11 protein-coding genes are annotated in these 12,061 nt (G+C 74.5%); 7 read left to right on the forward strand and 4 right to left on the reverse strand.

What is annotated here, in order from left to right; genetic code table 11:
- Window positions 1–12 precede the first annotated feature (12 nt).
- Window positions 13–726 carry a DedA family protein gene (locus ACQP60_RS13270; RefSeq protein ID WP_429733312.1) on the reverse strand — a complete coding sequence of 238 codons (714 nt, stop codon included), beginning with the start codon at window positions 724–726 and terminating at the stop codon, window positions 13–15.
- Window positions 727–857: 131 nt separating this feature from the next.
- On the opposite strand from ACQP60_RS13270, the gene ACQP60_RS13275 reads away from it, so the two are divergent.
- Entirely contained in the window at window positions 858–2,018 is a 1,161-nt protein-coding gene (locus ACQP60_RS13275; RefSeq protein ID WP_429733315.1) for a sensor histidine kinase, read from the forward strand.
- Window positions 2,009–2,656, forward strand: a complete 648-nt coding sequence (locus ACQP60_RS13280; RefSeq protein WP_429733318.1) for a response regulator — start codon at window positions 2,009–2,011, stop codon at window positions 2,654–2,656. The genes ACQP60_RS13275 and ACQP60_RS13280 overlap by 10 nt, the downstream gene beginning before the upstream one ends.
- Window positions 2,657–2,693: 37 nt before the next feature.
- Here ACQP60_RS13280 and msrA read toward each other — a convergent pair whose 3' ends face one another.
- Window positions 2,694–3,368, reverse strand: coding sequence for a peptide-methionine (S)-S-oxide reductase MsrA (msrA, locus tag ACQP60_RS13285; protein ID WP_429733321.1), 675 nt, complete (start codon window positions 3,366–3,368; stop codon window positions 2,694–2,696).
- 115 nt (window positions 3,369–3,483) lie between these two features.
- On the opposite strand from msrA, the gene ACQP60_RS13290 reads away from it, so the two are divergent.
- The gene (locus tag ACQP60_RS13290) at window positions 3,484–4,101 is read left to right on the forward strand and encodes a YdeI/OmpD-associated family protein (protein ID WP_429733324.1); all 618 of its coding nucleotides are present in this window, start codon (window positions 3,484–3,486) and stop codon (window positions 4,099–4,101) included.
- A 68-nt stretch (window positions 4,102–4,169) separates the two neighbouring features.
- On the opposite strand, the gene ACQP60_RS13295 is transcribed toward ACQP60_RS13290, so the two are convergent.
- Window positions 4,170–6,578: a M6 family metalloprotease domain-containing protein gene (locus ACQP60_RS13295; RefSeq protein ID WP_429733326.1), complete on the reverse strand. Its 2,409-nt coding sequence runs from the start codon at window positions 6,576–6,578 to the stop codon at window positions 4,170–4,172.
- 188 nt (window positions 6,579–6,766) lie between these two features.
- Between ACQP60_RS13295 and ACQP60_RS13300 the strand changes: the two genes are divergently transcribed.
- From ACQP60_RS13300 to ACQP60_RS13310, 3 genes are read left to right on the forward strand one after another with little or no spacing between them, the layout of a single operon-like run.
- On the forward strand, window positions 6,767–8,026 hold the full coding sequence (locus tag ACQP60_RS13300; protein WP_429733329.1) for an AI-2E family transporter: 1,260 nt from the start codon (window positions 6,767–6,769) through the stop codon (window positions 8,024–8,026).
- Entirely contained in the window at window positions 8,027–9,253 is a 1,227-nt protein-coding gene (ilvA, locus tag ACQP60_RS13305; RefSeq protein ID WP_429733332.1) for a threonine ammonia-lyase, read from the forward strand.
- 4 nt (window positions 9,254–9,257) lie between these two features.
- A complete protein-coding gene (locus ACQP60_RS13310) occupies window positions 9,258–9,671 on the forward strand; it encodes a hypothetical protein (protein WP_429733335.1) in 414 nt (137 codons plus the stop codon).
- On the opposite strand, the gene ACQP60_RS13315 is transcribed toward ACQP60_RS13310, so the two are convergent.
- Window positions 9,650–10,498 carry a helix-turn-helix domain-containing protein gene (locus tag ACQP60_RS13315; RefSeq protein WP_429733338.1) on the reverse strand — a complete coding sequence of 283 codons (849 nt, stop codon included), beginning with the start codon at window positions 10,496–10,498 and terminating at the stop codon, window positions 9,650–9,652. The genes ACQP60_RS13310 and ACQP60_RS13315 overlap by 22 nt on opposite strands.
- Window positions 10,499–10,588: 90 nt before the next feature.
- Here ACQP60_RS13315 and melA point away from each other — a divergent pair, with 90 nt between their 5' ends.
- Window positions 10,589–12,010: an alpha-galactosidase gene (gene melA, locus ACQP60_RS13320; RefSeq protein WP_429733341.1), complete on the forward strand. Its 1,422-nt coding sequence runs from the start codon at window positions 10,589–10,591 to the stop codon at window positions 12,008–12,010.
- The last annotated feature ends 51 nt before the right edge of the window (window positions 12,011–12,061 follow it).

Raw genomic sequence — 12,061 nt, forward strand, 5'->3', positions numbered from 1 at the left:
CCCGCCCGAGCGTCAGCGCGAGCGCGCGTGCCGCCGGCCGACCACGGCACGGCGTGTGATCACGGCGTGCACGACGTACCAGGCGACCGCGACGCCGGCCAGCACGATCACGACCGACTGGTAGCGGCCCATGACGTCCTCCACGGCGGGCCACTGCTCGCCCAGCAGGTACCCGACGAGCACGAGGGCGGAGTTCCAGACGAGGCTGCCGACCGCCGTGAGCGCCACGAACCGGCCCAGCCGCATCCGCTCGACGCCGGCGGGCACGGAGATCAGGCTCCGCACGATGGGGATCAGCCGGCCGATGAGGACGGCGCGCGCGCCGTGCCGGGCGAACCACGCCTCCGCGGTGTCGAGGTCCTCGACGCGGACCAGGGGCATGCGGTCGACGACGCGTCGCAGCCGGTCCCGGCCGATCGCCGCACCGACGAGGTAGAGGGCGAGCGCTCCGACGACGGACCCTGCGGTGGTCCACAGGACCACGGGGAGCAGCCCGAGCGAGCCCTGGCTCGCGGTGAACCCGGCGAGCGGCAGGATCACCTCGCTGGGGATGGGCGGGAAGAGGTTCTCGAGGGCGACGGCAAGACCCGCGCCCGGTGCGCCGAGCGACTCCATGAGGCCCACCGCCCAGTCGGTGAGGCGGGAGACGATCCCAGGGTCGCCCGCCGTCGCGGTCGTCGTGAGGGTGGTCGCCGTGGTGGCCGTCGCGAGGAGTGCTGTGCTCATGCCGTCGACGCTACGAACGGGGCGGCCACCGCCACGACGCGGCTTCACGCACGGTCCGGAGCGGGGAACCGCAGGTCAGGGGTGCGGTTCACCGCAGTACGGCACCCGCGTCCCGTGGCTAGGGTTGCCGGGTGGCCGTCCCCAGCTCCGTCTCCCGCGCGACGTACGGGGTCGTGCTCGGGGCGTGCCTCGTCCCGCTCGACGCCGCCGCCCTGGCCGCGGCGGGCGCCCTGGCCGTCGTGGGCGGGGTCGTCCCGGGCGCCCGGGCGCGGCGTGACCGCGTGCTCGCCGCGGCGGTGGCGCTGCACGTCCGGCGGCTCGAACGCTGGCTGGGCCGCCCCGCCGGCGCCCCCACGGCGACCGACCGGCGCGCGAGGTACCTGGCGGTGCGCCTCGTCGTCGGCCTCACCGGGCTGGGCGTCCTCCTGCTGCTCGCGTACGGGGTGCTGGCCGCGGTGCTGATGATCGCCTCGTGGGCGTTCGACCTGCGCGTCCCGGCGCTGACCGACGACGAGGGTGAGCCCACGACCGGGCTCACGGTCCTGTCGGCGGCGGTCCCGGGAGTGCTGCTGCTCTACCTCGCGGTGATGGGGCTGGTCGGTACCGCGGCGCTCGAGCGAGCCGCCGCCGCGCGCTACCTCGGCCACGAGGACCCCGCCGAGCTGGTGTCCCGCATCGAGTCGCTGGTCGCGTCCCGCGCCGGGATCGTCGCGGCGGTCGAGGCGGAACGCCGCCGGGTGGAGCGTGACCTGCACGACGGCGCGCAGCAGCACGTGGTCGCGCTGGGGATGCTCGTCGACCGCAGCCGCCGGGCCACCGACGACGCCGCCCGTGACGCCCTGCTCGCGCAGGCCGCCGACGAGACCGAGCGCCTCCTGACGGCGGTGCGCGACGTGGCGTGGAGCGTGCACCCCACGGCCCTCGACACCCAGGGCCTGCGACCCGCGCTCGGGCGGCTGGCCGCCCGGTCCGCACCGCCGGCCAGGCTGGACTACCGCGTGCCGGGCCCGGTGCCGCCGCCCGTCGAGGCGTGCGTGTATTACGTCGTCGCCGAGGCGCTCACCAACGTGGGGAAGCACGCGCGGGCCTCCCGCGTGGACGTGGTCGTCGCGCCGTCCGACGGCGCGGTGGTCGTGACGGTCGAGGACGACGGCGTCGGCGGCGCCGGGCTCGGCGGGGGCCGCGGGTTGGCGGGGCTCGCCGCGCGCGCCGGCTCGCTGGGCGGCACCCTCGACGTGCGCAGCCCGGCCGGCGGGCCGACGGCGGTGCGGGCGGTGCTGCCGTGCGCGTGACGATCGCGGAGGACTCGGCGCTGCTGCGCGAGGGCCTGCGAGCGCTCCTGACCGACGAGGGCATCACGGTGGACGCCGCCGTCGGCGACGCCGCGGAGCTCCTCGCGCTGCTGGGCGCGCGCACGCCGCCGGACGTCGTCGTCGTGGACGTGCGCATGCCGCCCACGCACACCGACGAGGGCATCCGAGCCGCCCTCGAGATCCGGCGCCGCTGGCCCGCCGTGGCGGTGCTCGTGCTGTCGCAGTACGTGGAGAGCGGCTCGGCGCGCGAGCTGGTGACCGGCGGGGGAGCGGGAGTCGGGTACCTGCTCAAGGACCGCGTCATGCGGGTCGCGGAGCTGTTGGACGCGCTGCACCGGGTGGCCCGCGGAGACTTCGTCGTCGACCCCGAGGTGGTGCGCCAGCTGTTCGCGGACTCGCGGCGGACGGACCCGCTCGCCCGGCTGACCCCGCGCGAGCGGGACGTGCTCGGCCTCATGGCGGAGGGGCGCACGAACGCCGGGATCGCGACCGCGCTGCACCTGTCGCTCTCGGCCGTCGAGAAGCACGGCAACGCCATCTTCACCAAGCTCGGGCTCGACGCCGCCGACGGCTACAGCCGCCGCGTGCTCGCGGTGCTGCAGTACCTGCAGGACTGACCGGCCGGAGGCGGGATGCGCCTCCGGCCGGAGGGGGTCACGCGGCGTCGGGGTAGGGCACGCCCGTCGTCGCGTGGCAGCGGTAGCCGTTCGGGTTCTTGTCGAGGTACTCCTGGTGGTAGTCCTCGGCGTAGTAGAACGGGCCGGCCTCGACGGCCGGACGCAGCTCGGTGGTGATGGGGTCGTAGCCCTTCGCCGCGAGCACCTCCGCGTACCGCTCGGCCGTCTCGCGCACCGCCTGCTCCTGCTCGGGCGTGGTCCAGTAGACCGCCGAGCGGTACTGCGTGCCAACGTCGTTGCCCTGCCGGAAGCCCTGCGTCGGGTCGTGCCGCTCCCAGAAGATCTTGAGCAGCTCGGCCTCGGAGACCCTGGCCGGGTCGTAGGCGACGAGGGTGGTCTCGGTGTGCCCGGTGCGCGCCGTGCACACCTCCTCGTACGTCGGGTTCGGCGTCGTGCCGCCCATGTAGCCGACGGCCGTGCTCACGACCCCGGGCACCTGCCAGAAGATCTCCTCGGCGCCCCAGAAGCAGCCCATCGCCAGGTACAGCACCCGCGTGCCCTCGGGCCACGGACCCGTGAGCGACGTGCCGAGCACCGTGTGCGGTCGGGCGGCGGGCAGGACGGGCGACTCGCGCCCGGGCAGCGCGTCCTCCGGCGCCACCATGGTGGTCTTGCCGGAGCGGCCGAGCAGCTGGTCGAAGATCGAGTTCATCGGGTTACCTCCTTGGTCGGGACCCATCGGTCCCGTAGTGCGCAACGACATCGTGCCGCCGGGTGTTCCTGCCTTCGAGCATGCCCGCGGGCAGTCCGGGCGCTACGGTCCCGTCATGGCCGACGACCGCCCTGACCTGCCCGACCAGCTCGTGCTGCCCGACCCGGCGGGGTGGCGGGCGTGGCTGGACGAGCACGAGGCCGACACTCCCGACGGCGTGTGGCTGGTGCTCGCGAAGAAGGGCCGCCCGGCGCCGACGACGCTCACGCACGCGACGGCGCTCGAGGAGGCGCTGTGCAGCGGGTGGATCGACGCGCAGATGCGCAGCCTGGGCGCCGACACGATGCTGCAGCGGTTCTGCCCGCGCCGGCCGCGCAGCCGCTGGTCGGTGCGCAACCAGGAGATCGTGGCCCGCCTGATCGACGAGGGCCGGATGCGGCCGCGCGGGCAGGCGGAGATCGACGCCGCGAAGGCGGACGGACGCTGGGAGGCCGCGTACCACGGCTCCGCGCGCGCCGAGGTGCCGCCGGACCTGGAGGCGGCGCTGGCGGCCAGTCCGGCGGCGACGGCGATGTTCGAGGTGCTGACCTCGCAGAACCGCTACGCGATCCTGCACCGCCTGGGCGCGCTCAAGACGGCGGAGGCGCGCGAGCGGAACGTGGCGAAGTTCGTCGCGATGCTGGAACGCGGCGAGACCGTCTACCCGCAGAAGCGGCGTCCGGAGGCCGGTTGACGCCGGTGGACGAGCCCGTCGACACCTGAGGTCGGGTCTCGACGGGCTCGCCCACCGGCGGAGCCGCGTCAGCGCCGCAGGTCCTCCGCGGCGGACACGAGGGCCGCGCTCGCGAGGTTGCGACGGCCCTCGGAGGCGACGTCCGCGGCGAACCGCTGGAAGCGGTCGAGCGCCCGGTCGGCGGCGTGCGGCGGCAGCGTCGCCACCAGGCCGATCTGGGTGAGCAGCCGCGTGCTCTCGCCGTGGGTGAGCACGCCCTGGGCGGCGTAGTCGCCCACCAGCGTCGCCGTGCTCGTCGGCGTGACCCGCAGGTCGCGCTGCGTCAGCGTGACGGTCGTCGTGGTGACGACGTCGGGGTCGGACTCGCTGGTCGCGGTGATCGTCACCGTGGCCTCCCGGGCCGCTCCGGCGCCGGCCGTGGCGTACGCGGCGACGGTCTCGGCGTGCCCGGCCTCGACGGCCGTCAGCTCGTACGGGAGCGTGACGTCCCAGCCCTCGCCGTCCACGGTCGCGGACAGGCGGTAGACGTCGGAGGCGTGCACGCCCTCGCCCGCCTCGCCCGTGTTCGTCAGGCGCGACGTCACCAGCGCGGTGTCGCTGCCGACGGGAGCGGTCCGGGCCCGGCCGAGCCGGCCGTCACGCTCCTGGTCGCCGGAGCCGTCGAGCGAGCGGGCGGCGACGTCGTACGACAGCACGCCGTCCCGGTCGCGGTACGCGTCCAGCACGTACAGGTGCAGCCGGTTGGGCTCGTCCACCCACTCCGCCACGCTGCCGGAGCCCGTGCCGGCGTGGAAGGTGGCGTCATCGAGCTGGCGTGGGTCGCCGCGCACCACCTTGACGTCCTCGCCGTCGGGACCCACGTAGTCGACCCGGTCGATGTCCTGCGGGTTGGCGTCGACCAGCCACTCGCGGGGGCTGCCCTTCGACTGGTTCTGCGCCAGCAGCACGCCGTGCCCGGGCGCGAAGGAGTCGTTGCCGACCCGGTCCACGACCTCCATGGTGTAGTCCTGCCAGCCGGTGCCGTCCGGGCACCAGAACCCGGGGTCCTCGGGGACCTGGGCCTCGCACGCCCCGGCGGTCCAGCCGCCGTCGACGTCGAGGTCGAGCGCGACCTTGTCGCCCTTGCCGGGCACGTGCTCGCGCGAGCGGAGCGTGGCGACGGCGACGCCGTCCTCGGCCAGCCCGCTGCGCGTGAGCTGCACCGTCATGTCGTCGGTGAGCACGCCCAGGTCCTGCTTGTAGTGCACCATGTGGTGCGGCCCGAGGCCGGAGCCGCCCGCGTTGGGCACCTGCCAGCGCTGGTGGGTCCCGCCGGGCCCGTTGAACGTCCCGCGGCTCATCATCTCCCAGTAGCCGGTGAAATTGCGGGTGTCGTCCGCGAACGGGTTGTTGTAGTTGTCCGGCAGGCCGCGCAGGTGGCTGAACTCGTGGGCGAACACGCTCAGCCCCGAGCTCTCCGCCTGCGTCGAAATGCCGCCGCCGGCGTTCGGCCAGTGGTTCGCCGCGGCCCGCCACGACGTCCAGTCCACGTACCGGGTGCTGGCCCAGTTCGTCATCGGCTCGCCGAGCTGGTTGAGCACCGGGGTGCCGTCCGCGTGGCGCGGCGGCCCGAGCTCGTCGGGCACGTCCTCCTTGCTCGCGTACTTCTGCCGCCCGAACTCCTCCCACGTGGAGGACTCGTCGTGGCCCGCGGTGACGATGAAGACGTTGTCGAACCCGCAGAAGTCGTCCGTGGTGCAGCCGATGGCGTCGCGCCACAGCGCCATCCCGTCGGCGCGCAGGTCCTTGCCGCACTCGTCGCCCTGCGGGCAGAACTGCTCGATCGGCCCGTTCATGCGGTCGTCGATGCCGTACTCGTGCAGCTTGCCGGGCAGGTCGTAGGCGCCGAACACCTCGGCGTCGACGCCGATCCTCCCGTGGCTGTCCTCCATCCAGTAGGAGTGCAGCGTCTGGAAGCCGTTGCGTTCGCTCGGCACGGTGAAGTAGTCGAGGTACCAGTCGTCCACCTGGTCCTCGGACACCGGCTCGAAGCCCTCCTGCGGGTTGCCGAACGGGTGCGAGCCGGGCTCCTGGGTGATGAGCATCGGCTGGTCGGTGAACTCGAGCAGGATCACCGCGGTGCGGTACTGCACCTCGGAGCCCTGCGACGTGTCGGCGGACGCCCACTCGTCCGGCCGCACCGGCACGTAGTCGTCCCACGTCATCTCGGCCTGGTCGGCCCACTGCTGCGGGTCCGCGGGGACGACGGGTCCGGACGACGGCGGCCTGCCCGGCGGGTCCTGCGCCGCGAGGCCGGGAGCGCTCGCGAGGGGCACCGCCACGAGGGCGGCGGCCGTGGCGGCGACCGCCCGCCAGGCGCGTCGTCGGCCCGCGCCCGGCCCGCGGTGGCGGGCAGGGCGGCGGGCATGATGGTCGGCTTGGTGGTCGGCAGGGGAGCGGGTGCTGCTGCTGAGGTCTCGCGCTGGGTTCGCTGTCACGACCGTGCTACCTCCTCGTAGCGGTGGGCGGCGCCCGGGCGGCGCCGCCCGCCGCGAACCTATCCGTGCGCCGGGGCGACAAACCTGTGGACGCGCCGTGAAGATCTCGGTCGGTGCCTGGGCACGCCGACCCGGCTCGCGGGTGCGCCCCCGCGCGTCGAGACCGCGGGCCACCTAGGGTTTTCCGCGTGAGCTCGGAACGCACCTCCCCCTCCGGCGCGGACACCGTCCCGCTGAGCGTCCGCGCGGCGGCCTCCTGGTCGTGGCGCGTGCTGCTGATCGCCGCCGCCGTCGCCGGCTTCCTGTGGCTGCTCGCGGCGCTCAAGACGATCGTCGTGCCGGTCGCCATCGCGCTGCTGGTGACCATCCTGCTGGCGCCCGTGCGACGGACCCTCCAGCGGTGGCACCTGGGCAAGGGCCTCGCGACGGCCCTGTCGATCATCGGCCTGATCGTGCTGGTGGGCGGCCTGATCACGCTGGCCGGCACGTCCATCGTCAGCGGCTTCCAGGACCTCGCGGACCAGGCGGTCGAGGGCTTCCGCCAGTTCACGACCTGGCTCGCCGAGGGCCCGCTCAAGCTCGACTCCGAGCAGCTGTCCCAGTACGGCCAGCAGCTGCAGGGCTCGCTGGTGGAGAGCTCGGGCCTCGTCTCCGGGGCGCTGGGCGCCGCGACCACCGTGGGGCACGTCTTCGTCGGGGCGCTCATCGCCCTGTTCTGCACGATCTTCTTCCTGCTCGACGGCCGCACCATCTGGACCTGGCTGGTCAACCTGCTGCCCGTGCGGGCGCGGGAGAACGTGCACCAGGCCGGCCGTCGCGGGCTCGTCACCCTGTCGGCCTACGTGCGCACCCAGATCCTCGTCGCCTTCGTCGACGCCGTCGGCATCGGGATCGGGTCGGTGTTCTTCGTGCCGGCCCTGGCGCTCCCGATCGGCATCCTCGTGTTCGTCGGCTCGTTCGTGCCGATCATCGGCGCGATCGTCACCGGCGCGATCGCCACCGCCGTCGTGCTGGTGGCCAAGGGGTGGATCGCCGCCCTCATCATGCTCGGCATCGTGCTGCTGGTGCAGCAGGCCGAGAGCCACATCCTCCAGCCGTTCCTCATGGGCCACGCGGTGTCGCTGCACCCGGTGGCCGTGGTGCTCGTGGTCGCCGCCGGGAGCCTCGCGGCCGGCATCGTCGGGGCGCTGTTCGCGGTGCCGCTCGCGGCCGTGCTCAACACGGTGCTGCTGTACTTCCACGGCCACGACAAGTTCCCCGAGCTCGGCACGGAGGACCACCTGCCCCTGCTGCGCAAACGCTCGCAGCTGCCCGGTACCCTGCTCTGGTCGGGACGGGGGTCGTCGCAGGAGACGACGACGGGCGGCACCACGGATGCCGGCACGGACGGCAGCACGACCGGCGCCCCTGCCTCGCCCGACGCGGGCCCGGCAGGAGAGAACAGGTAAGTGGCAGCAGCACACCCCCCGATCGACCACGTGACCCTCGAGGACGTCCGCGCGGCGGCGCGCCTGCTCGACGGCGTCATCACCCGAACCCCGGTGCAGGCGTTCCGCGCGATGTCGGAGGTCGCGGGCGCGCCCGTCGTCCTCAAGTGCGAGAACCTGCAGCGCGCGGGGTCGTTCAAGATCCGCGGCGCGTACACGCGGCTGAGCCGGATGTCCGACGAGGAGAAGGCGCGCGGCGTCGTCGCCGCCAGCGCGGGCAACCACGCGCAGGGGGTGGCGCTCGCGGCGCAGATGCTCGGCATCCACGCCATCGTCTACATGCCCGTGGACGCGTCGGTGCCGAAGCTGCGCGCCACCCGCGGCTACGGGGCCGAGGTGCGGCAGGTCGGCGAGAGCGTGGACGAGGCGCTCGTCGCCGCCCGCGCGGAGGCCGCCCGCTCCGGGCGCACGCTCATCCACCCGTTCGACCACCTGGACGTCGTGACCGGCCAGGGCACGGTCGCGCTCGAGATCCTCGAGCAGGTGCCCGACGTCGGCACGGTCGTCGTGCCGCTCGGCGGCGGCGGCCTGGTCGCCGGCATCGCGACCGTCCTCGCCGAGGCGGCCCCGCAGGTCAAGGTCGTCGGCGTGCAGGCGGAGACCGCCGCCGCGTACCCGGGGTCGCTGGCCGCGGGCCGTCCCGTCCCGCGGGCGCTCGGCGCGACGATGGCGGACGGCATCGCCATCGGCACCCCCGGCGACGTGCCGTTCGAGGTGCTGGCCCGCCTCGGCGTCGAGGTGCGCACCGTCTCCGAGGAGGAGATGTCGCGCGCCCTGCTGCTCGTCGCCGAGCGGGGCAAGCTGATCGTCGAGCCGTCGGGCGCCGCCGGCGTCGCGGCGGTGCTGGCCGCCGAGCCCGGCTCGCTGCCGGGCACCATCGTCCCCGTCCTCACCGGCGGCAACATCGACCCGCTGCTCCTGCTGCGCGTGGTGCAGCACGGTCTCGTCGCCGCCGGCCGGTACCTCCAGCTGCGCGTGTGCATCGACGACAAGCCGGGCTCGCTGGCCGAGCTGCTCGACGTCGTCGCGCACGCGGGCGCGAGCATCGTGCAGGTGGAGCACACGCGCACGGACACGTCGCTCACGGTGGCGCAGGTGCTCGTGAACCTGCAGCTCGAGACCAAGGGGACCGAGCACTGCGAGGCCGTCGTCGAGCGGCTGCGTGCCGCGGGGTTCGCGGTCGCGTGACGTCGTGATCGCCACGACCGGCACCGGTCTGCGCTGGCTCGACGCCCCGCTCCTCGTGCTCGCCCTCGGCTTCAGCGCGGGCTACGGCGGCGCGCTGATGCTCGACGACGGCGTGACCCGCGGCCGCCTGCTCGCGGTCGGCATCGGCGTCCTCGGGGCGCTCGCCGCCGGCCCGTGGGCGCGTGCCGTCGTCGCGCGGCAGGCCGCGGCCGAGCACCGGAGGCGGAGCGCCGTCGCGCGGCCCGGGGGCCCGGGATGGCTGGTCGTGGGCGTGGCCCTGCTCGGTCTGTCGCTGGGCGCGCTGCTGTCCGGCTACCGCGGCCCCTGGCTCGTCGCGACCGGCGCGCTCACCGCGCTCGCCCTCGCCCAGGTCGTGCTGCGCCGCGCCGCTCCGGCTCAGCGCAGCGCGCGCCGGTAGTCCCCGGGCGCGCACCCGCAGATCTGGCGGAAGGTGTCGTAGAAGCTGCTCTGCGACGTGAACCCGGCCGCGTGCCCCACCTCCACCGTGGTGGCGTCCGTCGTGATGAGCAGGCGCTGCGCCTCGGCCACGCGGCACCGCGCGATGTAGGTGCCGAGGGTGGTGCCCACCACCCGCTTGAACAGCGTCATCGCGTGGCTGGGGCTGAGGTGCACGGCGCGCGCGACGTCGGACGGCGCGATGGGGGAGCGGTAGTGCTCCGCCACGAACTGGGCCATCGCGGTGGCGCGCGCGGCCGCGCCGGACGGCCCCGGCGCGGCGGCCGCGTCGCCCGCTGGGCCGGGGGTCCCGACGGCGTCCGCGGCGGCGAGCGCCCGCCGCACGAAGGCCTGCACCTCGAGCATGACGACGGCGTGGTCGCCGCCCGCGAGGACGTCGCGGTGCCACAGGGCGAAGAGCGCGCCGACGTCGCGGGCGAGCGCGGCGGAGGGCACGACGACGGGGCGCGCCCGCAGCAGCACAGCGATCTGCTCGGCCGGCAGCGCCCAGCCGAGCACCTCGGTGAGCGGCACGTGCACCCACGACACCTCGGTCGGCACGGACCCCGGGTCGACGAGCTGGTGCGGCGTGCCGCCCCAGAAGAGCGCCACCTCGCCCGCCTCGACCCGCAGCGTCGACCCGCCGAACAGGTACTCCAGGCGGCCCGCGTGCACGAGGTTGAGCTCCAGGTCGTCGTGCCGGTGCGGGTGCTCCATCACCGGCGGCGCCCCGTGCCGCACCCACAGGGCGGCCTCCTCCAGGCGGACGTCGTCGACCGTCAGCGTCATGCGGGGGAGCCTAGGGGGTGCGAAGGATCCCGGAAAGCGGGGCGACCGATCCGGAGGATCGACCGCCATCCTCGGGCCTAGCGTCGCTGCATGGCTCATTCCCCGAAGATCACCATCATCGGCGCCGGCGGCTTCGTGTTCCCGTTCCGGCTCATCGGTGACCTGCTCAGCTTCCCCGCCCTGCGCGACGCCACGCTGTGCCTCATGGACCTCGACGCCGGCCGCCTGGACCGGGTGGCGGGCGCGGCGCGCGAGCTCGTGGACCACCACGGCCTGCCCACCGTCGTCGAGCAGACCACGGACCGGCGGGCGGCCCTCGACGGGGCCGACTTCGTCATCATCACGTTCCAGGTGGGCGGCGTGGAGTCCTACCGGCACGACGTCGAGATCCCGCGCCGCTACGGCGTCGACCAGACCGTGGGCGACACGGTCGGCCCCGGCGGGGTGTTCCGCTTCCTGCGCTCGGTGCGCGCGTACCAGGACATCGCGGCCGACGCGCTGGAGGTCTGCCCGGACGCGCAGTTCATCAACTACGCCAACCCGATGGCGATGGCCACCGCCTACCTCAACGCCCTCGGGCTGCGCACGGTCGGCCTGTGCCACAGCGTGCAGGGCACCACCCGCATGCTCGCGCGCACCCTCGGCGTCCCCTACGACGAGGTCTCCTACCGGTGCGCCGGCATCAACCACCAGGCCTGGATCCTCGAGTTCCGGCGCGGCGCCGAGGACCTGTACCCGCGCCTGCGCGAGGTCATGGCGGAGCGCCACGTGCCCGGCCGCGCGGCCGCGGACCTGCTCGTCGACGACGGCGACCACTCGGACGCCGCGCTCGCCGCCAGCACCTACGAGGGCGGCAACGAGCAGGTGCGCACCACGCTGATGAACCACTTCGGGTACTTCGAGACGGAGTCCAGCCACCACGCATCGGAGTACGTGCCGTGGTTCCGCAAGGACGCCGGGACGATCCTCGAGTACCTCCCGGAGCGCTGGGACTACTACGAGATCTGCGCCTCGCACGACGAGCAGGGCGACGTGGACGAGCAGCTCGAGCGGCTCAAGGCCGACCTCACCCCGTCGGTCGAGTACGGGGCGTCGATCGTCAACGCCGTCGTCACGGGCGTGCCCGCCGTCGTCTACGGCAACGTGCCCAACGCGGGCCGCGTCATCACCAACCTGCCCGACGACGCGTGCGTCGAGGTCGCGTGCCTGGTGGACGCGAACGGCGTGCAGCCGACGTCGTTCGGGGAGCTCCCGCCGCAGCTCGCGGCGATCAACCGCACCAACGTCAACGTGCAGACGCTCGCCGTCCGCGCCGCCCTCACCGGCGACGTCGAGCACGTGCACCACGCCGTCGCCCTCGACCCGCTGACGTCCGTGCACTGCACGCTCGAGCAGGCCCGGGCGATGACCGACGAGCTGCTCGAGGCGCACGCCGCCCTGCTGCCCGCCGCGCTGCGCCCGGCGGCCCCCGTCGCGGCCGTCCCCGAGCGCGAGCCCGCCCCGGCGCTCTGAGCGCCCCGGTGCCCCGGCGACGTCGCCGGGGCACCGCCGCGGGCCGCGCGC

Source organism: Isoptericola variabilis, assembly GCF_050311655.1.
In the GTDB taxonomy this organism is placed as follows: domain Bacteria; phylum Actinomycetota; class Actinomycetes; order Actinomycetales; family Cellulomonadaceae; genus Isoptericola; species Isoptericola variabilis.

Coding starts and splice junctions, on each gene's coding strand:
- ACQP60_RS13270 (WP_429733312.1), bottom strand. CDS start 726: ATGAGCACAGCACTCCTCGCGACGGCCACCACGGCGACCACCCTCACG.
- msrA (WP_429733321.1), bottom strand. CDS start 3,368: ATGAACTCGATCTTCGACCAGCTGCTCGGCCGCTCCGGCAAGACCACC.
- ACQP60_RS13290 (WP_429733324.1), top strand. CDS start 3,484: ATGGCCGACGACCGCCCTGACCTGCCCGACCAGCTCGTGCTGCCCGAC.
- ACQP60_RS13315 (WP_429733338.1), bottom strand. CDS start 10,498: ATGACGCTGACGGTCGACGACGTCCGCCTGGAGGAGGCCGCCCTGTGG.
- melA (WP_429733341.1), top strand. CDS start 10,589: ATGGCTCATTCCCCGAAGATCACCATCATCGGCGCCGGCGGCTTCGTG.